The organism is Flavonifractor sp. AGMB03687 (assembly GCF_017811815.1).
Classification (GTDB): domain Bacteria; phylum Bacillota; class Clostridia; order Oscillospirales; family Oscillospiraceae; genus Flavonifractor.
Map to the genome: position 1 here is coordinate 284415 of NZ_JADKZI010000003.1, position 24568 is coordinate 308982.

Sequence of the window (24568 nt, forward strand, 5' to 3'; positions counted from 1 at the left end):
CTCGCTGGCCTCAGTTTTCCTCGTCGGCCAGGTGCAGGCCCATCATGGCCAGCTTGTTGATAACCTCTTCCAGGGACTTGCGGCCCAGGTTGCGCACCTTCATCATTTCGTCCTCGGTCTTGGAGATCAGATCCTCCACCGTGTTGATGTTGGCGCGCTTGAGGCAGTTGAAGGAACGGACGGACAGGTCCAGCTCCTCGATGGTCAGCTCCAGCACCTTATCCCGCTGGGCCTCGGCCTTCTCCACCACCGTGGACTTGGAGCCCATGGTCTCAGAGAGATCGGTGAAGAGGACGAAGTGGTCGCACAGGATGCGGGCACCCAGGCTGACGGCGTCCCGGGCGGTGATGGTACCGTTGGTCCACACCTCCAGGGTCAGCTTGTCAAAGTCGGTCTGGTCACCCACGCGGGTGGGCTCCACCGTATAATTGACTTTCCGCACCGGCGTGTAGATGGAATCCACCGGGATCAGGCCGATGATGGTCTGAGCCGGCTTGTTCCGGTCGGCGGGGACATAGCCCCGGCCATGGGACAGAGTCAGCTCCATGTTGAGGCTGGCATCCGGACCCAGGGTAGCGATGTGCAGATCCGGGTTGAGGACCTCCACCTCGCCGTCGGCCTTGATGTCACCAGCGGTGACCTCACACTCGCCGCTGGCCTCAATATAGACCGTCTTCACGCCCTCGGAGTGAAGCTTGGCAATGATGCTCTTGACGTTGAGGACGATCTGAGTCACGTCCTCCTTCACACCGGGAATGGTGGAAAACTCGTGCTGCACGCCGGCGATCTTAATGGAGGTAACCGCCGTGCCGGGCAGGGACGAGAGCAGGATGCGGCGCAGGGAGTTGCCCAGCGTGGTTCCGTAGCCACGCTCCAGCGGCTCCACGACATACTTGCCGTAAGAGCCGTCGCCGGGGTTCTCCACACATTCAATGCGGGGCTTCTCGATTTCTACCATGTGTTACCCTCCTTTTCGCGGCGGCGGACCTCCGTCCGCCGCCTTATACAGCTCACCAATAATCGAGGGTACAAGCACGATTACTTGGAGTACAGCTCGACGATCAGGTGCTCCTCGATGGGCAGGTCCACGTCCGCGCGGGCGGGGAGCGCAACCACCTTGGCCACCAGGTTGTTCTGGTCAAAGTCCAGCCACTTGGGGGCGGGACGAGAGCCGTTGGCCTCCAGAGAAGCCTTGAACTTCTCCTTGCTCCGGCTGGTCTCCTTCAGGGCGATAACCTCGCCGGGCTTGACCAGGTAGGAGGGGATGTCCACGCGGTGGCCGTTGATGGTGAAGTGGCCGTGACGGACCAGCTGACGAGCCTCAGGACGGCTCATGGCGAAGCCCAGACGATAGATCACGTTGTCCAGGCGGGTCTCCAGGATGGACAGCAGGTTGTCACCGGTCACGCCCTTGCGGGCAGCGGCCATCTCATAATACTTGCGGAACTGGCTCTCCAGCACGCCGTAGTAACGGCGGGCCTTCTGCTTCTCACGCAGCTGCATGCCGTACTCGGACAGCTTCTTGCTGCGGCCCTGGTTGTGCATGCCGGGGGCAAAGGGACGGCGCTCCATAGCGCACTTGTCGGTGTAGCAGCGGTCGCCCTTCAGGAAGAGCTTCTGGCCCTCTCTGCGGCACTGGCGGCAGACTGCTCCGGTATATCTAGCCATAATTCGTACTCCTCCTTCTCTTACACGCGGCGGCGCTTAGGCGGACGGCAGCCGTTGTGGGGGATGGGGGTCACGTCCTTGATCAGGGTGACCTCCAGGCCCACGGCCTGCAGGGCGCGGATGGCAGCCTCACGGCCGGCGCCGGGGCCCTTCACGTACACCTCGACGGTCTTCAGACCGTGCTCCATGGCAGCCTTAGCGGCGGTCTCAGCAGCAGTCTGAGCGGCGAAGGGGGTGGACTTACGGGAGCCGCGGAAGCCCAGGCCGCCGGAAGAGGCCCAGGACAGGGCGTTGCCCCCCATATCGGTCACGGTGACCATGGTGTTGTTGAAGGAAGAGCGGATATGCACCTGGCCCTTTTCAACGTTCTTGCGCTCGCGGCGCTTACGGATAACTTTCTTACCCTTGGTAGCGGTAGCCATGTGTTTCTCCCTCCCTTACTTCTTCTTATTGGCGACGGTACGCTTGGGACCCTTGCGGGTACGAGCGTTGGTCTTGGAACGCTGACCACGGACGGGCAGGCCCTTGCGGTGCCGCATGCCGCGGTAGCAGCCGATCTCGGTGAGACGCTTGATGTCCATCGCCACGTCACGACGGAGGTCGCCCTCCACAGTGTAGCTGTGGCTGATGATCTCGCGCAGCTTGGCCTCATCGGCCTCAGTCAGATCCTTCACGCGGGTGTCGGGGTTGATACCGGCCTCAGCCAGGATCTTGTTGGCGCTGGTGCGCCCGATACCAAAGATATAGGTAAGGCCGATCTCGACCCGCTTATCCTTGGGCAAATCAATGCCAGCAATACGTGCCATACTGTTTCAGCACCTCCTATTAACCTTGTCTCTGCTTATGCTTGGGGTTTTCGCAAATAACCATGACCTTGCCCTTGCGCTTGATGATCTTGCACTTCTCGCACATGGGCTTCACGGACGGTCTAACTTTCATGTCATTAACCTCCTGTAGAGCCTGATGGCCCCGGCGCGGCGGAGGCAAGGCCCCGCTGACCCGCACCGGTCATTGATAGGGTCGGCAGGCCTCTGCCCGCCGCAATGAGCCGGATTACTTGCTACGCCAAGTGATCCGGCCCCGGGTTACGTCATAAGGGGACATCTGGACAGTCACCTTGTCTCCGGGCAGAATGCGGATGAAGTTCATCCGCAGCTTGCCGGAGATGTGGGCCAGAATGATATGGCCGTTTCCGATGTCCACTTTGAAAGTGGTGTTGGGAAGGGACTCGGTCACGACGCCCTCCACTTCGATCATATCGTCCTTTGCCAAAGCGTCATACCCTCCTTAATTCCTCAGCTCGGAAAGCGGCCAGCGCCCTCCGCACCTCTCGGTTTGTTATGGGGTTATCCGCCCGGATCGCATCCAGGACGGGGTGTTGGAAGTCCCCGGCATCTGCCGTGTGTACGGCCTTCTTCCGCTTGGGGGACTCTGCCTTTCGCCGTCTGCCGTCACAGAGCAGCAGATAGGGGCCGTCCTGGTCCAGGACGCAGAACAGCTGGCCCTTGTCGTGCCCTGCCAGAGATCGGACGATCCGCGGATGCTCCGGCGCCATGCTCAGTCCTCCGCCACGGTGAGCACTTCGGGCTCGCCGTCGGTGATGAGAATGGTGTTTTCATAGTGGGCGGTCATGCTGCCGTCGGCGGACACGGTGGTCCAGCCGTCCTTAAGCACTTTCACCCGCCAGTCGCCGGCGCACACCATGGGCTCCACCGCGATGGTCATGCCCGGCTGCAGCCGAGGACCGTGTCCGGCAGGTCCGAAGTTGGGGACCTCCGGGGCTTCGTGGAGCTTTGCGCCTACGCCGTGTCCCACAAAGTCCCGCACCACAGAGAAGCCGTTGGCCTCCACATACTGCTGGACGGCGTGTGAGATGTCGTACACCCGCTTGCCCGGCCGGGCCAGACGGATGCCTTCCCAGAAGCTCTGCTCGGTAACGCGAATCAGCCGCATGGCCTCTTCGCTGACCTCGCCGCAGGGGAAGGTGGCGGCGCAGTCCCCATGGAATCCATCCAGATAGGCGCCCACGTCAATGCTGACGATGTCGCCCTCCTGCAGCTTCCTGGGACCGGGAATGCCGTGGATCACCTGCTCGTTGATGGAAATGCAGGCGGAGCCGGAAAAGCCTCCGTATCCCAGGAAAGAGGGCTTGGCTCCGTGGCTTTCGATAAATTTGCGAACCGCGGTGTCGATCTCATGGGTGGTTACACCGGGCCGCACCATGGAACCGGCCAGCGCGCGGGCCCGGGCGGTCAGCCGCCCGGCCCGGCGCATCAGGTCGATTTCACGGGGAGATTTCAGTGAGATCATATCCATCTCAAATCACTTCCCCAGCAGTTCCATGATCTTTGCGTTGGTCTCTTCGATCCCGCCCAGGTCAGGCACGCTCAGCAGCACGCCGTGAGCCTGGTAGTAGTCCTTGAGGGGCTCGGTCTCGTTGTGATAAACCTCCAGCCGGTGCTTGACGGTCTCAGGCATATCGTCCTTACGCTGCTCCAGCTCGCCGCCGCACTTGTCGCAGACACCCTCCTGCTTGGGAGGAGCGGCCACGACGTGGTAGGTGGCGCCGCAGGTGTGGCAGGTGCGGCGACCGGTCATGCGGGCCTCGATGACGCTGTCGTCGATCTCCAGGGAGAGCACGGCGTCAAAGTGGATGCCGTGGGCATCCAGGGCCTCGGCCTGGGCGATGGTGCGGGGCACGCCGTCCAGGATAAAACCGCCTGCGCAATCGGACTCGGCCAGCCGCTCCTGAATGATGCCGATGATGACCTCATCAGGGACCAGCTTACCGGCGTCCATATAGCTCTTAGCCTCCAGCCCGATGGGGGTGCCGGCCTTAACGGCAGCGCGGAGGATGTTGCCGGTGGAGATGGTGGGGATGCCCAGCTTCTTGCTGATGATCTCAGCCTGGGTACCCTTTCCGGCGCCGGGGGCGCCCAGAAGGATGATTTTCATTGCTTATCGCCCCTTACTCAAGGAAGCCCTTGTAGTGACGCATCATCATCTGAGCCTCCATCGCCTTGGTGGTCTCCAGAGCGACGCCCACGACGATGATGACGGAGGTGCCGCCGATGGCCAGGCTGCTGACGCCGATGATGGCGCCGGTGACGATGGGAGCGATGGCGATGACAGCCAGGTACAGGGCGCCGAACATGGTGATCTTACCCAGTACCTTGTGGATGAAGTCGGCGGTGGGCTTGCCGGGACGGAAGCCGGGGATAAAGCCGCCGTTCTTCTTCAGGTTGTTGGCAACCTCCACCGGGTTGAACTGCATGGTGGAGTAGAAGTAGCTGAAGCCAACGATCAGCAGGAAATAGACCACGATATAGACGATGCTGGTGGTGTTGAACACCCGCAGGAACACACCCCAGCCGCCCTCGCTCTCGACGCTCTTGCCGAAGAACATGCCCACAGTGGAGGGCAGGGAGGCGATAGCCTGGGCAAAGATGATGGGCATAACGCCGCTCATGTTCACCTTCAGGGGGATGTGGCTGGACTGACCGCCGTACATCTTGCGGCCTACCACGCGCTTGGCGTACTGGACAGGGATGCGGCGCTCGGAGTTCTGGATGAACACGATGAGCACCACGATGGCCAGCATGCCGATCACGATGAGGATGGCGCCCCACCAGGGGAGATTGAATACCCCTTCGCCGGTGACGCCGTTGATGTTGTTCTGGATGCCGGTGTAAACGGTCATCACCATGCCGGGCACGCGGGACAGAATGCCAGCGAACAGGATGATGGAGATGCCGTTGCCGATGCCGAACTCGGTGATCTGCTCACCCAGCCACATAACAAAGGCGGAACCGGCGGTGAAGCACAGGATGATCACGATGGCGACCCACCAGCCGGGGAGGCCAGCGGTGTCGATCATGTTGTAGCTGTTGATCAGGGTGTAGTAACCCAGACCCTGCAGGATAGCGATAGCCACGGTCACGTAACGGGTGATGGCCGCGATCTTCTTCCGGCCCTCCTCGCCGCCGTCCCGCTGGAGACGCTCCAGAGCGGGGATGGCAACGGTGAGCAGCTGGATGATGATGGAGCTGTTGATATACGGCTGTACGCCCAGGGCGAAAACGGCGGCCATGGAGAAGGCGGTGCCGTTCATGGTGCCCAGCAGGGAGAAGATACCGCCCATGCTGTTGAGCGTGGTGCCCAGCGCTTCGCTGTTGATGAAAGGAACAGGAACCACCGAGCCCAGCCGGAAGATGAGCAGCGCGAAGATAGTAAAGAGGATCTTCTTGCGCAGCTCGGGGATCTTCCACGCGTTACGGATGGTCTCGATCACTTAGACCACCTCGTACTTTCCGCCTGCCGCCACGATCTTCTCCTTGGCGGAGGCGGAGAAAGCGGAGGCACGGACCGTCAGCTTCTTGGTCAGAGTACCATTGCCCAGCACCTTGTAGCCGTACTCGCACTTGGAGAGGATGCCCTTCTCCAGCAGGTCGCACACGTTGACCACAGCGCCGTCCTCGAACTTGTTCAGAGCAGCAACGTTGATGGCCTCCAGGGGCTTGGCAAAGATGTTGTTGAAGCCGCGCTTGGGGATACGGCGGGTCAGAGGCATCTGGCCGCCCTCAAAGCCCACGCGCACGCCGCCGCCGGAGCGGGCCCACTGGCCCTTCTGGCCGCGGCCGGCAGTCTTGCCGTTACCGGAACCGTTGCCGCGACCCTTGCGGTAAGCCTTGGGGTTGGAACCGGCAGCGGGGGAAAGATCATGCAGATTCATTTCGCGCACCTCCTTACTTTTCCTCGGTCACCTGCAGCAGGTAGCCGATGTGGGCAATCTTGCCGCGGGTAGCCTCGTTGTCGGGCTGTACGGTGGTGTCGCCGATGTGGCGCAGCCCCAGAGCCTCGGCGGTGGCCTTATGCTTGGCGATGCGGCCGTTCAGGCTCTTGACCAGCTTGATGTTCAGATTAGCCATGTTCACGGCCCTCCTTAACCTACGATCTCGCTGACGCTCTTACCGCGGATGCGGGCGACCTCCTCGGGGCCACGGAGAGCCTTCAGGCCCTCGAAGGTGGCGGAGACCACGTTCTGCGGGTTGTTGGAGCGCAGGCACTTGGCGCGGATGTCACGGATGCCAGCGGCCTCCATGACGGCGCGGACGGGGCCGCCGGCGATGATACCGGTACCGGGAGCAGCGGGCTTGAGCAGCACGCGGCCGGCGCCGAACTCACCGATGACCTCGTGGGGAATGGTAGTGCCGGACAGAGTCACGTTGCACATATTCTTCTTGGCGTCCTCAATGCCCTTGCGGATAGCCTCAGGCACCTCGGCGGCCTTGCCCAGACCGAAGCCCACGCGGCCCTTCTCGTCGCCGACCACCATCAGGGCGGCAAACTTGAAGATACGACCGCCCTTGACGGTCTTGGACACGCGGTTCAGGGCAACCAGCTTCTCGGTGAACTCGCTGGGTTCTCTTTCAAAACGAGCCATTTAATCTTCCTCCTCCCTTAGAACTGCAGGCCGCCCTCACGGGCGCCCTCGGCCAGGGCCTGCACGCGGCCGTGATAGACGTAACCGCCGCGGTCGAACACGACGTTCTCGATGCCGGCGGACTTAGCGCGCTCGGCAACGGTGACGCCGACCTTCTTGGCGGCCTCACAGTCGGAGCCCTTGCCCTCGAAGCCCTTTTCCATGGAGGAAGCAGACACCAGAGTCTTGCCGTTCACATCGTCGATGATCTGGGCATAGATGTTGGTGTTGCTGCGGAACACGTTGAGACGGGGACGCTCGGGCGTGCCGGAAATCTTGCCGCGCACTCTCTTGTGGCGCTTAAGCCGCTGAGCGTTGGTATCGGGTCTGTTGATCATAGTGGCACACCTCCTTATTTCTTCTTGACGCCGGTCTTGCCTTCCTTGCGGCGGATGACCTCGTCGGTGTATTTGATGCCCTTGCCCTTATAAGGCTCGGGGGGACGCTTCTCGCGCACTTCGGCGGCGAACTGGCCGACCTTCTGCTTGTCGACGCCGCTGATGACGATCTTGTTGGCGCTGGGAACCTCGATGGTGATGCCGTCGATCTCCTCGACGACCACCTGATGAGAGAAGCCCAGGTTCATGACCAGCTTGTTGCCTTCCTTGGCCACACGGTAGCCGACGCCGTTGACGTCCAGCTCCTTCTTGTAGCCCTCGGTCACGCCCACCACCATGTTGTGCAGCAGGGTGCGGGTCAGGCCGTGGAGGCTGCGGTTTTCCTTCTCGTCATTGGGGCGGGTGACATGGATCACATCGCCCTCCTGGGCAATGTTCATGTTGGGGTGCAGCTGCTGGGTCAGGGTACCCTTGGGACCCTTCACGGTAACCAGGTTACCGGCTTCGATCTTCACGTCCACACCGGCGGGGATGGAGATCGGCATTCTTCCGATACGAGACATTTTCTACTCTCCCTCCTTACCAGACAAACGCCAGGACCTCGCCGCCGACATGGGCTGCGCGGGCAGCCTTGTCAGTCATGACGCCCTTGGACGTGGACACGATGGCAATACCCAGGCCGTGGAGGACCCGGGGCAGCTCGTCAGCACCGGCATAGACACGCAGGCCGGGCTTGGAAACGCGGCGAAGACCAGTGATGACCTTCTCCTTGCCGGGGTTGTACTTCAGAGTAACGCGGATGACGCCCTGAGTGCCGTCGTCGATCAGCTGGAAGTTCTTGATATAGCCCTCATCCAGCAGGATCTGCGCGATGGACTTCTTCATGTTGGACGCGGGGACGTCCACGGTGTCATGCTTGGCGTTGTTCGCGTTGCGGATGCGGGTCAGCATATCCGCAATGGGGTCTGTGATGTGCATGAGTTTACCCTCCTTTTTGAATTACGGGCCGTGAGAAGACCCGTTAAGGCGGTAAGGTATCGGAGTTCGCGGGGCTCCGACCTTTTAACCGTCTGCCAAGGAAATATTATATCGTGAAAACCCTTGTGTGAAAAGGAAAAAGTGACTTTCCGCCAAACTTTTGTAGGAATGCCCTGCCCTACCCCGTGGAGAGGGCGTCACTTATTCATTTTTCACAGTCGGATTTGCACAATCTCAGGGTTTTTCTCCTAAACGGAGAATTTTATTTTTTGGACTGCAAAGCAAATCCAAAAACCTCATCACGCAACGCAAGCGCCTGACGTGCTTTCGCACGCCGGGCGCGGGCGCTTGCGTAATTCAGGCTGTCCTGATTACCAGGAGGCCTTCTTCACACCGGGGATCTGGCCCTTGTAGGCCAGCTCGCGGAAGCAGATACGGCAGATGCCGTAGTCCCGCAGGTAGGCGTGGGGACGGCCGCAGATCTTGCAGCGATTGTAGCGGCGGGTGGAGAACTTGGGCTCCGCCTGCTGCTTCAGAATCATAGACTTCTTAGCCATTACGTTCTCCTCCTTTAGCGGGCAAAGGGAGCGCCGATCAGGGTCAGCAGCTCTTTGGCCTCTTCGTCGGTCTTAGCGGTGGTGCAGATGACCACGTCCAGGCCGCGGATCTTGTCGATCTTATCGTACTCGATCTCGGGGAAGATCAGCTGCTCCTTGATGCCCAGGGCGTAGTTGCCGCGGCCATCGAAAGAGTTGCCGTTGATGCCCCGGAAGTCACGCACGCGGGGCAGGGCCACGTTGAACAGGCGGTCCAGGAACTCCCACATACGGTCGGCACGCAGGGTGACCTTGGCGCCGATGGGCATACCCTCACGCAGCTTAAAGTTAGCCACGGACTTCTTAGCCTTGGTGATGATGGCCTTCTGGCCGGTGATCTTGGTCAGATCGCCCACAACGGCCTCCAGAACCTTGGCATTGTCGCGGGCCTCGCCGCAGCCGCAGTTCACAACGATCTTGTCGATCTTGGGGATCTCCATGGTGGACTTGTAGCCGAACTTCTGCATCAGAGCAGGAGCGACCTCGGCCTGGTACTTCGCCTTCAGATTGGGCACTTTCTTATCAGCCATTGTCTATACTCCTCCTCTCTCAGATCTCGGCGCCGCACTTCTTGCAGATGCGGACCTTCTTGCCGTCGGCCAGCAGCTTGTGAGCGGGCCGGGTGGGCTTGTTGCACTTGGGGCAGACGCGCTGCACCTTGCAGGCGTAGATGGGGGCTTCCTTCTTGATGATGCCGCCCTGCTCGCCCTGCTTGCGGGGCTTGGTGTGACGGGAGACCACGTTGATCTTCTCGACGACGACCTTGCCCTCCTTGGGCATGACCTCCAGGACCTTGCCCTGCTTGCCCTTGTCCTTACCGGACAGGACGATGACGGTATCGTCCTTACGAATGCTCATCTTATTCATGTCTTCTCCTACCCCCTTACAGCACTTCGGGAGCCAGGGACAGGATCTTCATATAATCCTTGTCGCGCAGCTCGCGGGCCACGGGCCCAAAGATACGGGTACCGCGGGGATTCTTGTCGTCCTTGATGAGGACGGCAGCGTTCTCGTCGAAACGGACATAGCTGCCGTCGGCACGGCGGACGCCCTTAGCGGAACGGACGATAACGGCCTTCACGACCTCGCCCTTCTTCACGGTGCCGCCGGGCTGAGCCTTGCGGACGGAAGCCACGATCACGTCACCGATGTTGCCAAACTTGCGGCTGGAGCCGCCCAGCACGCGGATGGTCTTGATTTCCTTGGCGCCGGTGTTGTCGGCCACCTTCAGATAAGTTTCCTGCTGAATCATACCGGCACCTCCTTACTTCGCCTTCTCGATGATCTCGACGACGCGCCAGCGCTTGTCCTTGGACAGGGGCCGGGTCTCCATGACCCGCACGCGGTCGCCGATGCCACACTCGTTGTTCTCGTCGTGGGCCTTCAGCTTGTAAGTGCTCTTGACGATCTTCTTGTACAGGGGGTGGGCCACACGGTCGGCGATGGCCACCACCACGGTCTTGTCCATCTTATCGGAAACCACCAGGCCGACTCTGGTCTTGCGGGAAGAAGTTCTGTTTTCCATGATCTAGTTCCTCCTTCTTATCGGCCTGCGAGCTCAAGCTCACGGATAACGGTCTTGACGCGGGCGATGTCCCGCTTGACCTCAGCGATCTTCACCGGGTTCTCCAGCTGATTGGTGGCATGCTGAAGACGGAGCTGGAAGAGATCCTTCTTCAGGTCGCCCAGCTTGCTGGTCAGCTCCTCGGCGCTCATCTTACGGATTTCAGTAGCCTTCATCTTCATTCACCACCATTCTCGGTCTCGGCGGTCTGCTTAGCCACGATCTTGCACTTAACAGGCAGCTTGTGGGAAGCCAGACGCAGGGCCTCGCGGGCGACCTCTTCGGAAACGCCGGCGATCTCGAACATAACACGGCCGGGCTTAACCACGGCCACCCAGTACTCAGGGGAGCCCTTACCGGAACCCATTCGGGTCTCAGCAGGCTTCTCAGTGATGGGCTTATCGGGGAAGATCTTGATCCACACCTTACCGCCACGCTTGGTGTAACGGGTCATGGCGATACGGGCGGCCTCGATCTGGTTGCTGGTGATCCAGCTGGGCTCAGTGGCCTGCAGACCGAAATCACCATAGGTCACGGTGTTGCCCTTCAGGGCCTTGCCCTTCAGGCGGCCGCGGTGCACGCGGCGATACTTAACGCGCTTAGGCAGCAGCATTACTGAGCGCCTCCTTCCTTGGCAGCGGCAGGACGAGCACCGCCCTGAGGACGGCCGCCCTGGGGACGGTTGTTATTGAAACCACCCTGGCGGTTGCCGCCGTTGCGGTTGAAGCCACCGTTGCGATTGAAGCCGCCCTTGCGGTCGCCGTCGCGGCGGTCGCGGCGGGGACGGTCGGAACGCTCCTTGAAGTTCTTGGTGTCCAGGGTGCGGGGAGTGGTGCGCAGGGTCTGAGTGAGCACCTCGCCCTTGTAGATCCACACCTTCACGCCGATGCGGCCGTAGGTGGTGGCAGCCTCAGCGAAGCCGTAGTCGATGTCGGCGCGCAGAGTCTGCAGGGGGATGGTGCCGTCGTGATAGTGCTCGGTGCGGGCGATCTCAGCGCCGCCCAGACGGCCGGACACCTGAGTCTTGATGCCGCGGGCGCCGATGCGCATAGCGCGGCCCATGGCGTTCTTCATAGCGCGGCGGAAACCGATGCGCTTCTCCAGCTGCTGAGCGATGTTCTCGGCCACCAGCTGAGCGTCCATGTCGGGGCTCTTGACCTCAACGATGTTGAGGGCCACGGGCTTGCCGATCATCTTCTCCACCTTCAGGCGCAGGGCCTCGATGGCCTCGCCGCCCTTACCGATGACCACACCGGGACGGGCGCAGTGCAGGTAGATGCGCACCTTGGCGTTGTCGCGCTCGATCTCGATCTTGGGGATACCGGCGGAATACAGGGTCTTCTTCAGGTAGTCCCGGATCTTCTTGTCCTCGACCAGCAGGTCGCCCACCTTCTCGTTGCGGGCATACCAGCGGGAGTCCCAATCCTTAATGACACCCACGCGCAGCCCGTGGGGATTCACTTTCTGTCCCATATTCTTCCTCCTCCCTTAGCGCTCAGCCACGCAGATGGTGATGTGAGAAGTGCGCTTGTTGATCCGATAGGCGCGGCCATGAGCCCGGGGACGCATCCGCTTGATGATGGGGCCGGGGCAGGCGAACACCTGGGAAACATACAGCTTCTCGGGGTCCATCTGATGGTTGTTCTCCGCGTTGGCAGCGGCGCTCTTGAGGAGCTTGAGCAGCAGCTCGGAGGCAGCCTTGGGGGTGGCCATCAGGATGGCGTTGGCCTGGGCTACGCTCTTGCCGCGGATCAGGTCACAGACGATCTGGACCTTACGGGGAGAGATACGGGTATATCTCAGATGTGCTTTAGCTTCCATATTCTCTCTCCTCCTTACTTACCAGACTTGGCGCCGGCGTGGCCGCGGAAGGTACGGGTGGGGGCGAACTCGCCCAGCTTGTGGCCAACCATATCCTCGGTCACATAGACGGGAACGTGCTTGCGGCCGTCGTGCACGGCAAAGGTGTGTCCGACGAAGGAGGGGAAGATGGTGGAGGCGCGGCTCCAGGTCTTCAGGACCTTCTTCTCGCCGGTCTGATTCATTTCGTCGACCCGCTTCAGCAGCTCGGGGGCGCAAAAGGGGCCTTTCTTGATACTTCTGCTCATCTTTTACTGCCTCCCTTACTTCGCGTTACGGTGCTTGACGATGAACTTCTCGGTGCGGTTCTTCAGCTTGCGGGTCTTGTAACCCATAGCAGGCTTGCCCCAGGGGGTAACAGGGCCGGGACGACCGACGGGGCTCTTGCCCTCGCCGCCGCCGTGGGGGTGGTCATTGGGGTTCATGACGGAACCACGCACGGTGGGACGCCAACCCATGTGACGCTTACGGCCGGCCTTACCGATCTGGATGTTGGCCCAGTCGGTGTTGCCGACCTGGCCGATGGTGGCCTTGCAGTTCTCGCGGATATAACGCACCTCGCCGGAGGGCAGGCGGACCTGAGCCATGCCGTTCTCCTTAGCCATCAGCTGAGCAGCCTCGCCAGCGGCGCGGACCAGCTGAGCGCCCTTGCCGGGGTACAGCTCCACGCAGTGGATCATCTCGCCCACGGGGATGTTGGCGATGGGCAGGCAGTTGCCGGGCAGGATGTCGGCGTCGGGACCGGTCATGATGATGTGGCCGGCCTTCAGGCCCACAGGAGCCAGGATATAGCGCTTCTCGCCGTCCTCATACTGGATGAGGGCGATGTTGGCGGAACGGTTGGGATCGTACTGCAGGTTGATAACAGTAGCGGTACCTTCCTTGTCGCGCTTGAAGTCGATGATGCGGTACTTCTTCTTGTTACCGCCGCCGCGGTGGCGGACGGTGATGCGGCCGTAGCTGTTGCGGCCGGCGTTCTTCTTCAGGTTCTCCAGCAGGCTGCGCTCGGGCTTAGCCTTCTTATCGATGCCCTCGAAGGCGCTCACGGTCATGTGGCGGCGGGAGGGCGTAGTGGGCTTATAAGTTTTGATAGCCATTGTTCCTTATCCTCCTTACACCATGCCCTCGAAGAACTCGATGGTCTTGGAGTCCTCGGTCAGGGTAACCATAGCCTTCTTCCAGTTGGCGCGGCGGCCAGCGGGGAAGCGGCCGGTGCGCTTGGCCTTGCCCTGCATGTTCAGGGTGTTGACCTTAGCGACCTTCACGCCGAAGATCTCCTCGACGGCCTTGGCGATCTCGATCTTGTTCGCGCTCTTGGCCACCTCGAAGGTGTACTTCTTAGCCTCGGTCTCGGCCATGGACTGCTCGGTGATGATGGGGCGCTTGATGATATCATAAGCGGTGGTAGCCATTACGCAAACACCTCCTCGATGACGGCCAGGGCGGCCTTATCTACGATAAACTTGCCAGCGTTCACGATGTCGTACACGCTGAGGATCTTGGCGGTGGTAGTCACCACGCCGGGGATGTTGCGGGCGGACTTGATGACGGTCTCGTTGACCTCGGGGGTCACGATGACGGCCTTCTTGGCGCCCACGGTGCTCAGGAAGCCCTGCATGGCCTTGGTCTTGATGGCGTCCATGGTCAGGCTGTCCACAACCACGATGTCGCCGGAGGCGGCCTTGGCGGACAGAGCGGACTTCAGAGCCAGACGCTTGACCTTCTTGTTCAGCACGTAGCTGTAGTCGCGGGGCTTGGGAGCAAAAACGATACCACCGTGAGTCCACTGGGGAGCACGGGTGGAACCCTGACGGGCACGGCCGGTGCCCTTCTGACGCCAGGGCTTGATGCCGCCGCCGGAAACCTCGGCGCGGGTCAGAGCGGACTGAGTGCCCTGACGGCAGTTGGCCAGGTGGTTCTTGACCACCTCGTGGACAACGGTCTGATTGGGCTCGATCCCGAACACAGCTTCGGAGAGCTCCACTTCGCCGACCTGGTTGCCGGCCATGTTCACAAGAATTGCCTTAGGCATTTGAGTTCTCTCCTTTCTTACTTGTTACGGGCGGAAGCCTTCTGGGGATTGACGCGGGCGGAAGCCTTCTGCGGGTTGCTGGAGATGCCGGCAGCGGCGCCCTTCTCCTTGACGTTGATCACGGAGTTGCGCAGGTACACGATGCCGCCCTTGGGGCCGGGGATGGCGCCGCGGACAGCGATGATGCCCAGCTCGGAGTCGACCTTGATGACGTCCAGGTTCAGAACAGTGACCTGCTCGTTACCCATCTGACCGGCGCCGATCTTGCCCTTGAAGATACGGGAGGGATCGGTGCTGGAGCCCATGGAGCCGGCGTGACGATGCACAGGGCCGGTACCGTGGGATTCCTTCAGGCGGGCAGCGCCGTGACGCTTGATAACGCCCTGGTAGCCGTGACCCTTGCTGATGCCGGTCACGTCCACGCGGTCGCCCTCGGCGAACACGTCAACCTTCACCTCGTCGCCCACGTTCAGGGCGTCGCAGTTGGCCAGCTTGAACTCCTTCAGGGTGCTCTTGCGGGCCTCGCCAGCCTTCTTCAGGTGACCCAGCTCAGGCTTGGTGAGCTTCTTCTCGGCTACGTCGCCGTAGCCCAGCTGAACAGCGTTGTAGCCGTCCTTCTCCTCGGTCTTCTTCTGCACCACGGTGCAGGGGCCCGCCTCGATGACGGTGACCGGGATGACCTTGCCGGCTTCGTCGAAGATCTGCGTCATGCCGACCTTCTTGCCGATAATGGCCTTTTCCATGTGTTTTCCTCCTTAATAAGGTTATTGGTCGGGAGAGTTACCCATTGGGCCGGTATTGCTCTCGCGACTTGACCCGTCCGCCTCAAAACGCGGCGGACTGCGGTACTAACAAAGGAATGGTGGCTGTCTCTTACAGCTTGATCTCGATCTCCACACCGGCGGGGAGCTCCAGGCTCATCAGGGCCTCGACGGTCTTGGGAGAGGGCTTCAGGATGTCGATCAGGCGCTTGTGAGTGCGGCGCTCGAACTGCTCGCGGGAGTCCTTGTACTTGTGGACAGCGCGCAGGATGGTGACGACTTCCTTCTTGGTGGGCAGGGGGATGGGGCCGGACACGGAAGCGCCGGTGCGCTTGGCGGTCTCAACGATCTTCTCAGCGCTCTGGTCGATGAGCTGATGATCATAGGCCTTCAGACGGATGCGGATCATTTCTTTCTGAGCTGCCATGGTGAATAGTTCCTCCTTAAACATACGAAGTGGTGCGCTCTCGCCGGGTCCACGGGGCTTAAGCGCAGTGTCTTTCCTCGCTTCGTACGGTGAGGGATTTCAGTACACGTTTCCGTGCGTATCATTCCGTGACATGAAGAAAACCGGCACAAGCAGGCCGGTTTTACCCATACGCGGCGATATACGCCGTGTACAGATCCCTCAGCCGCCCGATTCTAGCTCGGACATACTCCGCGGAAGTTACCTCATTGCTGAGCAATCTCCCGCATCATCGCAGACTGCGCCCCAAACAGGCGCTTGATTATGATACTCTAAAACCCATGCTCTGTCAAGGGCTTTCCTGCGTTTTTTGAAAAATTTTTGTTTTTGCCGGGGCGGGGGCGAAGAGGGCCCCCTGCCCCAGCAGCAAAAGCACCGGCAGAATGGAATAATGGTAGCGTCCCGCCACCTCCACCAGCATCTGCGCCGAGGTAAGCCCCAGCACATACAGGGGAAGCAGCAGCACCAAGGAACGGCTTCCCTGCCGCCACAGCCGGATCAGTCCCACAGCAGCCAGCAGGATGGCCGCATAATAGAAGCTGTTGCAGGCCAGAGAGAAGAAATTCGCGTGCCGCAGCACCGAGCTGGCATAGCCCACGCAGGCGCTGTCCGTTCCCAGGAAGATGCGCACCTTCTCTTTCATCAGATGGAAAAAGGAGATTTCTCCCGAGGTGATGCGTTCTTTGGCCGCCGCCATGGCTTTCTCCTGGGCCTGCTGGGCCGTGGCCCCCGGCTCATCCCGGAAGGCAAAGAGCAGATCACTGTCCTCCTGGTTCCACTGACCGTTGTATTGGGGATTGAAGCCTACCAGCACACTGTATCCCGGGGTGGTGGCCGGCTCCTCCCCGATGCGCCGGGTCAGATGGGCCTGCCACAGGGGACCGGTGATGAGATAGGCCGCCAGCAGGGCAACCAGAGCAGGCAGCCAGCGCCGCCGCCCCTGCCGCTGTCCCAGCTCCTCCGGTTTGAGCAGAAAGCGCCAGATCAAAAGGGCGATGACTACCACCAGAGCGATGGGCCGCACGCCGTTGAGCCACCGCAGCAGCAGTCCGGCCACCGCCCCCAGCAGGATGGGCCGTTTTCCCCCATCCTCCCACCGGGTCAACAGCAGCAATATCCCCAGCAGCATAGCCGTGTACAGAGGCTCCGACAGCACCATGCTGTTATAGATGGTCTGAGAGGGACAGAAGATCCACAGCAGATAGGCGGAGATACCGGCAGCCAGCCCCCACCACCGTCTGGCCAGCAGGAACAGGAAGCTGCCCGACAGGGCAGTCAGCAGCACATTCAGCCACTGTGCCAGCAGTTCCCCGCTGCCGAACAGGCGGATAAACCAGCTGAGGAAGGAGGAATAACCAAAGATATGGGGGAAAAGGGCCATGTACTCCCCGTTGTTCAACACCGGCAGCTCGGCCAGCCAGTTGGCATACCCCCAGAAGGTGGCGTAGTCCCCCGCCAGGGGTATCCGTACCAGCACCACCCAGGCTCCCTTCAGTACCAGGCAGAGTACTGTCAGGAGGATCCATACCCGGACCGCCCCCAGTTTGGCCAGGCGGCCAGTCAGCCAGGGAAATCCCTTCCACAGCACCGCCGCTGCTATCACCGCCAGGCCAAAGGCCTTTGCGGTCTCCCCGTTCTGACGGACGCCCAACAGCAGGGCGGCACCCAGCAGCGCCAGGGCCAGCGCCAGCATGATGCGGGTCAATATGGTTGCAGCACCAGTCAGCCGCTCTGTCATAGGGCAGTTCTCCTTTCCTGTCGTCTGGTTTTTCCTTGCTTGCAAGTTTCCGGCCGGTCCGGCCTGTTTTTCCCATTTGGTCAAACAACGGCGAAGGCACCGTGTCCATTGTGGACACCGGTGCCTTCCTGTATACCGTTTTTCTCAAAGCACATCCGCAATGCGCTTTTTCATGTCGGCGGCATCAATGGCTGTCCCGGTAAAATACTCCAGAGAGAGCACCGCCTGGTTGACCAGCAGCCCCAGCCCGTTGGCGGTCCGGTGGCCCCGCTTTCTGGCCTGACGCAACAATTCGGTCTCGGCGGGGGCGTAGATCAGGTCCACCACCGGCGCGCTCTTGGCCAGGCTGTCCAGGAAGGAGAAGTCGGCAAACTGTCCGCTTGCTCCCTCCATGCCCAGAGAGGTGCAGTTGACCAGCAGGTCGCACTGCTCCGCCTCCCGAGCCAGCTCCTCAGGGGTAAAGCCCGTCGGACGCAGATGGTCCGGGTCGTGGTTGCAAATGGTCTGGGCCTTGTCCAGCGTGCGGTTGCATACCACCACCTCCGCCCCGGCCTGGGCCAGCTTGAGGCACACCGCCTTGGAGGCGCCGCCGGCGCCCAGTACCATCACCCGCTTGCCCGCCGGGTCAATGCCCTCGTCAGCCAGGGAACGGAGAAAGCCCTCTCCGTCGGTGTTGTAGCCGTAAGCCTTGCCGTCCCGGATGCACACGGTGTTCACCGCGCCGATGAGCCGGGCGTCCTCATCCAGCTCATCCATCAGGGGCACCAGTTCCTCCTTGTGGGGCATGGTGGCGTTGAACCCGGCGTAGTCCGCGAACTTGGCGCAGTCCAGCCAGGCCTTGCACTGACCCCGGGGCACCGGCTGGCAGAGGTACACATAGTCCAGGCCCAGAGCCTTGATCATGGTGTTCTGGATCAAGGGGGACTTGGAATGCCCCACCGGATCGCCGATGACGCACAGCTTGCGGGTGCTGTTTTTCACTTCTACCGTCATATCCATACCTCCCCGCTCCGATTCAGGCCGGTGGTCGGGCAGAGCCGCGTTGACCGCCAGGGCCACCAGCAGGCCCACAATGGTCTCGATGATCCGGGCCACGGCGTAGTAGTACCGGGTGACCCCGGTCACCCCGGTGATGAGGATCACACAGGGCAGGATGCAGGCCATGCCGCAGGCGGTGGGCCGCTTGATGAGCAGGCACAGCCACACCCCCGCCACACACACCATGCCCAGAACAATGGTTTTGAGCCAGAAATGCTCCAGGGCGGGCCCCAGCAGCAGGGTGGCGGTACCCAGAGCGCCGCCCACCAGTACGCCGATGAGACGGGATATGCCCTGGTAGAAGGTCTGACCCAGGCTACTCTGGGTGCAGATGATACAGGCGATGCAGGCGTACAGCGGGCCCATCTGGCCCAGCACGCCCCCCAGCTCCTCCCGATAGGTGAGGCCGAAGGGGAGAAACAGGGCGTAGGACACCATCACCGCCACGGCGGTCTTGATGACCCGCATGCCGATGCGGGGCAGGGGAACGGAAGGATGTTTCATAATCTCTCCTTGCTCATTTATGGAAGCTCTCTTTGCCTACTTTCTCTCTCGAGAGAAAGTAGGACATCGCCGCCTCGTAGCCGTACAGCCCCAGGCCGCAGATCTGGCCCACACAGGCGGGAGCGGTAACGCTCTTGTGCCGGAACTCCTCCCGCTGGTGGACGTTGGAGATGTGGACCTCGATGCAGGGCACATCCACCGCCTTGAGGGCGTCCAGAATGGCGTAGCTGTAGTGGGTGTAGGCCCCGGGATTCATGACGATGGCGTCATACACCCCGTCGGCTCCATGAATGGCGTCGATGATGGCCCCCTCGTGGTTGGACTGGAAGCAGTGGGCGGTAGAACCGTGGGCGGCAGCGAAGTCCTCCAGCCGCTTGCACAGGCTTCCATAGGTATTCTCCCCATAAATGCCCGGCTCCCGCTTGCCCAGCAGGTTCAGGTTGGGCCCGTTGATGATGAGGAATTTCATTTCAGCACCTCCAAAATCCGCTGGACGGTCTCCTCCGGGGTGGCCTGTACCTCCACCACATGGTCGGCCCACGCCTGATAGATGGGCTCCCGCCCGGCGTACCGCTCCAGGAAGGCCTCTCTCCCCTGCTGGCCCAGAGGACGGCCGCCCATGGACACGTTGTCGTAGATCTCCCCCGGGTCCCGCCGGAGGAAAATCACAGTACCGCTGTACTTCAGGGAGGCGATGGAATCCGCCCGGGTGGGCAGGCCGCCGCCGCAGGCGATGACCTGACCCTTCCCCAGGGCTAGCTCCTCCGCCGCGCCCAGCTCCTGGTCCCGGAAGAAGGCCTCCCCCTCCTTGGCAAAGATGTCGGGGATGGTCCGGCCCAGGGCCTCCTCAATATATTGGTCGGTATCTACGAAGGCAAAGTCCAGCGCTTCGGCCAGCAGCTTTCCCACCGTGGACTTGCCGCAGCCCATCATACCGATGAGCACCACATTGTCCCTCATGCCTGCTCCTCCCAGGCCTTGTAGTTGCCCAGAATGCGCACCTCGGTGGCCAGCTGGCTCAGCTCGTGGAGCACCCCGTCCATGCCGGGGGCGGTGAGGTCACCGGTGAAGTCCAGGAAGAAGAGATACTCAAATCCCCGGCCGGGAATGGGCCGGGACTCGATCTTCAGCAGGTTGAGCCCCTGAACGGCGAAGATGGTGAGGATCTCATGGAGGGAGCCGCTCTGGTGGGGCAGACGGAACACGGCGCTGATCTTGTTGCGGTCGGGCCGCAGCTCGGGCACCGGGGACACCACCGCAAACCGGGTGTGGTTCATGGTGTTGTGGTTGACCCGCTCGGCCAGGATGTTGAGGCCGTACAGCTCGGCGGCCCGCTTGGAGCAGATGGCGGCGGCGGTGCGGTCCCCCTTCTCCGCCACCAGCTTGGCGGAACCGGCGGTGTCCAGGGTGGGCACCCGCTTCCAGTCCCGGTGGGCGTCCAGATACTTCTCGCTCTGCATCAGGCCCTGCTCGTGGGAGTATACCGTCTTGATGTCAGCCAGCTCCACCCCGGGCAGCGCCATCAGGCAGTGCTCCACCGGCACCTGCCACTCCCCTACAATATAATAATGATACTGGGCCATCAGATCGTATACCTGACGGATGGACCCGGTGGAGGAGTTCTCCACCGGCAACACGGCGTAGTCCACCTCGCCGCTTTCCAGGGCGGCAAAGACGTCGTTGAACCAGGGCTTGCCCACGCTGTTCACGTCCTTGCCGAAGTAGCCTACGGTGGCCTCCTCGCTGTAGCAGCCCGGCTCCCCCTGGTAAGCCACCCGGGGATTGGCCACTGGCTGGCGTGCCTTGGCCACATCAGCCAGATAGGCGGCGTAGCCCGGGTCCTCCGTCCCCTCCTTCACCAGGTGGCGCTGCTGACGGCGGGAGATGGCCATGATGCTCTCATAAAGGGCGGCCAGATCCGCCTTGCGGGCGGGGTCGTCGGTAAGGGCCGTCTTGGCGGCGATGACCTGCTTCTCCCGGCCGGCATCCAGCACGGGAATGCCCTCCCGCTGCTTATATTCCCCCACCTTGCCGGTAACAGCCATCCGCTGCAAAAAGAGCTGCACCAGTTCCCCGTCAATGCGGTCGATCTCCTGCCGATATTGCTCCAGTTCGGTCATGTTCCATCGCTCCTTTTTACGGGCGGGTGTGGGCACCCGCCCCTACGTAGGGGCCGATGCCCTCATCGGCCCGCACATTTCAGATCCCCAGCACTTGGCAGGCAGCCAGCGCCGCCGCCGCCTCGATGACCGGCACAGCCCGGGGCACGATGCAGGGATCATGCCGGCCCTTGATCTCCATCTCCACCTCTTCCCCGGTGCGCAGATCCACGCTCTCCTGGGGCAGGGCAATGGAGGGGGTGGGCCGGATGGTGACCTCAAAGGTCACCGGCATGCCGTTGGTGATGCCGCCGTTGACGCCGCCGGCGTGGTTGGTCTTGGTGACCACCTTGCCGTCCTCCACGGCGAAGGGGTCGTTGGCCTCGCTGCCCCGCATGAGGGAGAAGGCCACACCGGCGCCGAACTCGATGCCCTTCACCGCAGGTACCGCAAAGAGGTACTGGGAAAAGATGCCCTCCACATTGCAGCCGAAGTCGGGAGCGCCCAGCCCGGCGGGCAGGCCGGTGACGGCGCACTCGATGGCGCCGCCTACACTGTCCTGCTCCTCCTTGGCCTCCAGAATGGCCTGGCGCATCTCCTCCCCCTTGCTGTCGTCCAGCACCGGGAAGGCCTTGGCGGCCACACCCTTCAGGTCCTCCGGGTCCTCCAGGGCAGCGTCGCAGATACCGTAGATGGAGCTGATGTGGGCCCCCACCTTCACGCCATGACCGGCCAGCACCTGCTTGGCTACCGCGCCAGCAGCCACCAGGGGCGCGGTGAGTCGGCCGGAGAAGTGACCGCCCCCCCGATAGTCCAGGCAGCCCTTGCTCTTGATAAATCCGGCGTAATCCCCGTGGCTGGGCCGGGGGGTGTACCGGATGGATTCGTAGTCCTTGGAGTGCTGGTCGGAGTTGTGGATCACCATGGCCAGGGGAGCCCCGGTGGTCTTGCCCTCAAACACTCCGGAGAGCACCTCCACCAGGTCGCTCTCTTTCCGGGCAGTGGCGGTGGGGTCCTGGCCCGGCTTCCGCCGGTCCAGCTCCTTCTGCACCTGTTCCAGATCCAGCTCCAGTCCGGCGGGCACCCCCTCCAGCACCACGCCGATAGCGGGGCCGTGGGATTCGCCGAAGATCATATGTCGCATGTCAGTTTTCCTCCCAATCTGCGGTAATCCTCCCAGAACCGGGGATAGGACTTTTTCACGCACTCCGCGCCGGTGATGGTCACCGGCTCCTCACACCGGATGGCGGCAATGGCCGCCATCATGGCGATACGGTGGTCGTTGTGGCCGGAGACAGTGACGCCCCCCGCTAACTTCTCCCACCCGTGGATCACCAGGTAGTCTTCATGCTCCTCCACCTGGGCGCCCAGGGCGTTGAGCACCTCGGTCACGGTGGCCAGCCGGTCACTCTCCTTGATGCGCAGCCGCCCGGCATTGACAATGCGGGTGGTTTCCCCTGCCCGCAAGGCAGCCATGGCAGCCAGCGGGGGCACCAGGTCGGGGCACTGGCTCACGTCCAGGTCCACCGCCCCCTGCCCCTGCAGCTTCATGAAATAGGGCACGATGTGCATATCCCCCTGGACGGAATAGGCATTGAGCCCCTGGATATCTACCTGGCACCCCAGGCTCACCGCCCCATACCAGAAGGCGGCGTTGGACCAGTCTGCCTCGATGGCCAGATCCCGGTGCTGGTAGTACTGATTGCCCGGCACATGGAAGGTGCGGGCTCCGTCGTACTCCGCCTTTACCCCGAACTGCTCCAGGGCGTCCAGGGTCATATCCACATAGCCCCGGCTCTCCAGATCGGTGGTGAGCAGAATCCGGCTGTCCCCCTCCAGCAGGGGCAGGGCGTACAGCAGGCCGGTGATAAACTGGGAGGACACGTTACCCGGCAGGGTGTAGTCTCCGGGAGTCAGCTTGCCCCGTACCGTCAGCACTCCATCCTTCTGCTCATAGAAGATGCCCTTCTCCCGGAAGAGGGCAAAGTAGGGCTCCTGGGGCCGCTCCATCAGCCGCTCGTGGCCGGTGAACTTGCCGCCTCCTTTGAGGGCCAGGGCCACCGGAATGAGAAAACGGAGGGTGGAACCGCTCTCTCCGCAGTCCATCACCTCAGAGGCGGGCTCCTCGTGGCCGTCCACCAGGTCGGCGCCCCGGATGATGGTGCCGTCGGCAGAGGCGTCGGCGTCCAGGGTGCGCATACACCGCAGGGTGGCCTGAATGTCCTCCGACAGGTCCACGTTGGACAGCTTACAGAAGCCGTCGGACAGAGCGGCGGCAATGATGAGCCGGTGGGCCTGGCTCTTGGAGGGGGGCGGGGTCACCGCTCCCGCCAGCGGGGTGGGCGTAATGGTCACGTTCATTTCAGTTCCTCCAGCAGTGCGGCTTTGGGCATTTTATGGGGGATGGCACGGCCCATCTCTTCCAGCAGGATCACGCTGATATCCGCCCCCGCCCCCTTCTTATCCAGGCCGATGGCGGCGGCGTACTCCTCATGGGTGCAGGGGATGTCCACCGGCAGGCCCAGGGGGGTGAGCAGGGCGGCGACACGATCCGCCGTCCCCGCCGGGGTGATGCCCAGGGTCTCCCCCAGTTGGGACGCACGCACCATACCGGCAGCCACCGCCTGGCCGTGGGTCCATGTCTCATAGTGGCCCGCCTTCTCATAGGCGTGGCCCAGGGTGTGGCCGAAGTTGAGGAGCATCCGTTTTCCTGTGTCCCGCTCGTCTTCTTCCACTACCATTCGTTTTAAATTGCAGCAGGTATACAAAACGTGTTCGATTTCCGCCATGATTCCCTCCCGGCTGGGCCGGGCGGCCAGGAAATCGAAGAAGGCGCCGTCCAGGATGCAGCCGTACTTAATGACCTCCGCCATGCCGTCGGCGAAGGTGGCGTCGGGCAGGGTGTTCAGAGTCTCCGGGTCCATCAGTACCAGCTTGGGCTGCCAGAAGGCACCGGCCAGATTCTTGCCCGCCTGGAGGTCGATGGCCACCTTGCCGCCCACGGAGGAGTCCACCTGGGAGAGCAGGGTGGTGGGGATCTGGACAAAGTCCACCCCCCGCAGGATGGTGGCAGCGGCAAAGCCCGCCAGGTCCCCCACCACGCCGCCGCCCAGGGCCACCACGGCGTCGGTGCGGGTGAGGCCAAAGTCCATCATGCACTCCCACAGACGGGTGAGCTCTCCGGCACACTTGGAGGCCTCCCCGGCTGGAATCTCGCAGACAGCGGTCTTAAAGCCGGCGGCCTCCAGAGGAGGGATGACCCGGTTCAGGTACAGGGGGCCCACCGTGGAGTCGGTCACCACAAAAAGGCAGCTGGCTCTGGGCAGAGCGGCCCGGCACAGCTGGCCCGCCCGATCCAGCAGACCCCGCTGAATCAGGATATCATATTCCCGCCCCGGCAGGGCGACGGTGAGGGTTTTCATGGCTGTCCCATCCTTTCCACAA

At 62.0% G+C, this 24568-nt stretch carries 39 protein-coding genes; all 39 read right to left on the minus strand.

Annotation, left to right across the window (positions count from 1 at the left end; translation table 11 throughout):
• Positions 1 to 10: 10 nt before the first annotated feature.
• Positions 11 to 958, minus strand: a complete 948-nt coding sequence (locus J9789_RS07755) for a DNA-directed RNA polymerase subunit alpha (protein ID WP_209344232.1) — start codon at positions 956 to 958, stop codon at positions 11 to 13.
• Between the two features lie 80 nt (positions 959 to 1038).
• The gene (gene rpsD / locus J9789_RS07760; protein ID WP_209344235.1) at positions 1039 to 1668 is read right to left on the minus strand and encodes a 30S ribosomal protein S4; all 630 of its coding nucleotides are present in this window, start codon (positions 1666 to 1668) and stop codon (positions 1039 to 1041) included.
• A gap of 20 nt (positions 1669 to 1688) precedes the next feature.
• Positions 1689 to 2090 carry a 30S ribosomal protein S11 gene (gene rpsK / locus J9789_RS07765; RefSeq protein ID WP_007494608.1) on the minus strand — a complete coding sequence of 134 codons (402 nt, stop codon included), beginning with the start codon at positions 2088 to 2090 and terminating at the stop codon, positions 1689 to 1691.
• 15 nt (positions 2091 to 2105) lie between these two features.
• Positions 2106 to 2474 (minus strand): 30S ribosomal protein S13, encoded by a 369-nt coding sequence (rpsM, locus tag J9789_RS07770; protein ID WP_087335593.1) that lies wholly within the window; start codon positions 2472 to 2474, stop codon positions 2106 to 2108.
• Between the two features lie 19 nt (positions 2475 to 2493).
• The gene (rpmJ, locus tag J9789_RS07775; RefSeq protein ID WP_006573428.1) at positions 2494 to 2607 is read right to left on the minus strand and encodes a 50S ribosomal protein L36; all 114 of its coding nucleotides are present in this window, start codon (positions 2605 to 2607) and stop codon (positions 2494 to 2496) included.
• 114 nt (positions 2608 to 2721) lie between these two features.
• Positions 2722 to 2940 (minus strand): translation initiation factor IF-1, encoded by a 219-nt coding sequence (gene infA / locus J9789_RS07780; RefSeq protein WP_087343141.1) that lies wholly within the window; start codon positions 2938 to 2940, stop codon positions 2722 to 2724.
• Between the two features lie 4 nt (positions 2941 to 2944).
• A complete protein-coding gene (locus J9789_RS07785) occupies positions 2945 to 3223 on the minus strand; it encodes a KOW domain-containing RNA-binding protein (RefSeq protein WP_209344237.1) in 279 nt (92 codons plus the stop codon).
• A gap of 2 nt (positions 3224 to 3225) precedes the next feature.
• Positions 3226 to 3978 (minus strand): type I methionyl aminopeptidase, encoded by a 753-nt coding sequence (map, locus tag J9789_RS07790; RefSeq protein ID WP_209344643.1) that lies wholly within the window; start codon positions 3976 to 3978, stop codon positions 3226 to 3228.
• 12 nt (positions 3979 to 3990) lie between these two features.
• Entirely contained in the window at positions 3991 to 4623 is a 633-nt protein-coding gene (locus J9789_RS07795; RefSeq protein WP_209344238.1) for an adenylate kinase, read from the minus strand.
• Between the two features lie 13 nt (positions 4624 to 4636).
• Positions 4637 to 5959 (minus strand): preprotein translocase subunit SecY, encoded by a 1323-nt coding sequence (gene secY, locus J9789_RS07800; RefSeq protein WP_209344240.1) that lies wholly within the window; start codon positions 5957 to 5959, stop codon positions 4637 to 4639.
• Positions 5960 to 6400: a 50S ribosomal protein L15 gene (gene rplO / locus J9789_RS07805; RefSeq protein WP_209344242.1), complete on the minus strand. Its 441-nt coding sequence runs from the start codon at positions 6398 to 6400 to the stop codon at positions 5960 to 5962.
• A 13-nt stretch (positions 6401 to 6413) separates the two neighbouring features.
• Complete coding sequence (rpmD, locus tag J9789_RS07810) at positions 6414 to 6596, minus strand: 50S ribosomal protein L30 (protein ID WP_087187796.1); 183 nt, start codon at positions 6594 to 6596, stop codon at positions 6414 to 6416.
• 14 nt (positions 6597 to 6610) lie between these two features.
• Positions 6611 to 7111 carry a 30S ribosomal protein S5 gene (gene rpsE, locus J9789_RS07815; RefSeq protein WP_087328901.1) on the minus strand — a complete coding sequence of 167 codons (501 nt, stop codon included), beginning with the start codon at positions 7109 to 7111 and terminating at the stop codon, positions 6611 to 6613.
• Positions 7112 to 7128: 17 nt separating this feature from the next.
• Positions 7129 to 7488, minus strand: coding sequence for a 50S ribosomal protein L18 (gene rplR, locus J9789_RS07820; protein ID WP_209344244.1), 360 nt, complete (start codon positions 7486 to 7488; stop codon positions 7129 to 7131).
• Between the two features lie 14 nt (positions 7489 to 7502).
• The gene (gene rplF / locus J9789_RS07825) at positions 7503 to 8051 is read right to left on the minus strand and encodes a 50S ribosomal protein L6 (RefSeq protein WP_087187793.1); all 549 of its coding nucleotides are present in this window, start codon (positions 8049 to 8051) and stop codon (positions 7503 to 7505) included.
• 16 nt (positions 8052 to 8067) lie between these two features.
• Positions 8068 to 8466, minus strand: a complete 399-nt coding sequence (gene rpsH, locus J9789_RS07830) for a 30S ribosomal protein S8 (protein WP_007494638.1) — start codon at positions 8464 to 8466, stop codon at positions 8068 to 8070.
• A 371-nt stretch (positions 8467 to 8837) separates the two neighbouring features.
• Complete coding sequence (locus J9789_RS07835) at positions 8838 to 9023, minus strand: type Z 30S ribosomal protein S14 (protein ID WP_006573415.1); 186 nt, start codon at positions 9021 to 9023, stop codon at positions 8838 to 8840.
• 14 nt (positions 9024 to 9037) lie between these two features.
• Positions 9038 to 9592: a 50S ribosomal protein L5 gene (rplE, locus tag J9789_RS07840; RefSeq protein WP_087335580.1), complete on the minus strand. Its 555-nt coding sequence runs from the start codon at positions 9590 to 9592 to the stop codon at positions 9038 to 9040.
• 19 nt (positions 9593 to 9611) lie between these two features.
• Entirely contained in the window at positions 9612 to 9929 is a 318-nt protein-coding gene (rplX, locus tag J9789_RS07845) for a 50S ribosomal protein L24 (protein ID WP_087187791.1), read from the minus strand.
• A 16-nt stretch (positions 9930 to 9945) separates the two neighbouring features.
• A complete protein-coding gene (gene rplN, locus J9789_RS07850) occupies positions 9946 to 10314 on the minus strand; it encodes a 50S ribosomal protein L14 (RefSeq protein ID WP_087187790.1) in 369 nt (122 codons plus the stop codon).
• Between the two features lie 12 nt (positions 10315 to 10326).
• Positions 10327 to 10587, minus strand: coding sequence for a 30S ribosomal protein S17 (gene rpsQ, locus J9789_RS07855; RefSeq protein ID WP_050617190.1), 261 nt, complete (start codon positions 10585 to 10587; stop codon positions 10327 to 10329).
• A gap of 17 nt (positions 10588 to 10604) precedes the next feature.
• Positions 10605 to 10802: a 50S ribosomal protein L29 gene (rpmC, locus tag J9789_RS07860; RefSeq protein WP_204245918.1), complete on the minus strand. Its 198-nt coding sequence runs from the start codon at positions 10800 to 10802 to the stop codon at positions 10605 to 10607.
• A gap of 2 nt (positions 10803 to 10804) precedes the next feature.
• Positions 10805 to 11239: a 50S ribosomal protein L16 gene (gene rplP, locus J9789_RS07865; protein WP_209344246.1), complete on the minus strand. Its 435-nt coding sequence runs from the start codon at positions 11237 to 11239 to the stop codon at positions 10805 to 10807.
• Complete coding sequence (gene rpsC / locus J9789_RS07870) at positions 11239 to 12099, minus strand: 30S ribosomal protein S3 (RefSeq protein WP_087335572.1); 861 nt, start codon at positions 12097 to 12099, stop codon at positions 11239 to 11241. Before rpsC ends, rplP begins: the two co-directional genes overlap by 1 nt.
• A gap of 15 nt (positions 12100 to 12114) precedes the next feature.
• On the minus strand, positions 12115 to 12447 hold the full coding sequence (gene rplV / locus J9789_RS07875) for a 50S ribosomal protein L22 (RefSeq protein ID WP_209344248.1): 333 nt from the start codon (positions 12445 to 12447) through the stop codon (positions 12115 to 12117).
• 14 nt (positions 12448 to 12461) lie between these two features.
• The gene (gene rpsS / locus J9789_RS07880; RefSeq protein ID WP_087187785.1) at positions 12462 to 12734 is read right to left on the minus strand and encodes a 30S ribosomal protein S19; all 273 of its coding nucleotides are present in this window, start codon (positions 12732 to 12734) and stop codon (positions 12462 to 12464) included.
• 15 nt (positions 12735 to 12749) lie between these two features.
• Positions 12750 to 13583 carry a 50S ribosomal protein L2 gene (gene rplB, locus J9789_RS07885; protein WP_209344250.1) on the minus strand — a complete coding sequence of 278 codons (834 nt, stop codon included), beginning with the start codon at positions 13581 to 13583 and terminating at the stop codon, positions 12750 to 12752.
• A 15-nt stretch (positions 13584 to 13598) separates the two neighbouring features.
• Positions 13599 to 13898: a 50S ribosomal protein L23 gene (rplW, locus tag J9789_RS07890; RefSeq protein ID WP_087187783.1), complete on the minus strand. Its 300-nt coding sequence runs from the start codon at positions 13896 to 13898 to the stop codon at positions 13599 to 13601.
• The gene (gene rplD / locus J9789_RS07895) at positions 13898 to 14518 is read right to left on the minus strand and encodes a 50S ribosomal protein L4 (RefSeq protein WP_209344252.1); all 621 of its coding nucleotides are present in this window, start codon (positions 14516 to 14518) and stop codon (positions 13898 to 13900) included. Before rplD ends, rplW begins: the two co-directional genes overlap by 1 nt.
• A gap of 17 nt (positions 14519 to 14535) precedes the next feature.
• On the minus strand, positions 14536 to 15261 hold the full coding sequence (rplC, locus tag J9789_RS07900) for a 50S ribosomal protein L3 (protein ID WP_209344254.1): 726 nt from the start codon (positions 15259 to 15261) through the stop codon (positions 14536 to 14538).
• 130 nt (positions 15262 to 15391) lie between these two features.
• Complete coding sequence (gene rpsJ / locus J9789_RS07905) at positions 15392 to 15706, minus strand: 30S ribosomal protein S10 (protein ID WP_006573401.1); 315 nt, start codon at positions 15704 to 15706, stop codon at positions 15392 to 15394.
• A 328-nt stretch (positions 15707 to 16034) separates the two neighbouring features.
• Positions 16035 to 17483 (minus strand): glycosyltransferase family 39 protein, encoded by a 1449-nt coding sequence (locus tag J9789_RS07910; protein WP_209344255.1) that lies wholly within the window; start codon positions 17481 to 17483, stop codon positions 16035 to 16037.
• A 144-nt stretch (positions 17484 to 17627) separates the two neighbouring features.
• Positions 17628 to 19025 carry a shikimate dehydrogenase gene (gene aroE / locus J9789_RS07915; protein WP_209344257.1) on the minus strand — a complete coding sequence of 466 codons (1398 nt, stop codon included), beginning with the start codon at positions 19023 to 19025 and terminating at the stop codon, positions 17628 to 17630.
• A 13-nt stretch (positions 19026 to 19038) separates the two neighbouring features.
• Positions 19039 to 19494, minus strand: coding sequence for a type II 3-dehydroquinate dehydratase (gene aroQ / locus J9789_RS07920; protein ID WP_209344259.1), 456 nt, complete (start codon positions 19492 to 19494; stop codon positions 19039 to 19041).
• Complete coding sequence (locus J9789_RS07925; protein ID WP_209344261.1) at positions 19491 to 19985, minus strand: shikimate kinase; 495 nt, start codon at positions 19983 to 19985, stop codon at positions 19491 to 19493. Before J9789_RS07925 ends, aroQ begins: the two co-directional genes overlap by 4 nt.
• Positions 19982 to 21145, minus strand: a complete 1164-nt coding sequence (pheA, locus tag J9789_RS07930; RefSeq protein WP_209344263.1) for a prephenate dehydratase — start codon at positions 21143 to 21145, stop codon at positions 19982 to 19984. The genes J9789_RS07925 and pheA overlap by 4 nt, the downstream gene beginning before the upstream one ends.
• A 79-nt stretch (positions 21146 to 21224) precedes the next feature.
• Positions 21225 to 22259: a chorismate synthase gene (gene aroC, locus J9789_RS07935; protein WP_348633663.1), complete on the minus strand. Its 1035-nt coding sequence runs from the start codon at positions 22257 to 22259 to the stop codon at positions 21225 to 21227.
• Positions 22256 to 23485: a 3-phosphoshikimate 1-carboxyvinyltransferase gene (aroA, locus tag J9789_RS07940; protein WP_209344266.1), complete on the minus strand. Its 1230-nt coding sequence runs from the start codon at positions 23483 to 23485 to the stop codon at positions 22256 to 22258. The genes aroC and aroA overlap by 4 nt, the downstream gene beginning before the upstream one ends.
• The gene (aroB, locus tag J9789_RS07945) at positions 23482 to 24546 is read right to left on the minus strand and encodes a 3-dehydroquinate synthase (RefSeq protein ID WP_209344268.1); all 1065 of its coding nucleotides are present in this window, start codon (positions 24544 to 24546) and stop codon (positions 23482 to 23484) included. Before aroB ends, aroA begins: the two co-directional genes overlap by 4 nt.
• Between the last annotated feature and the right edge of the window lie 22 nt (positions 24547 to 24568).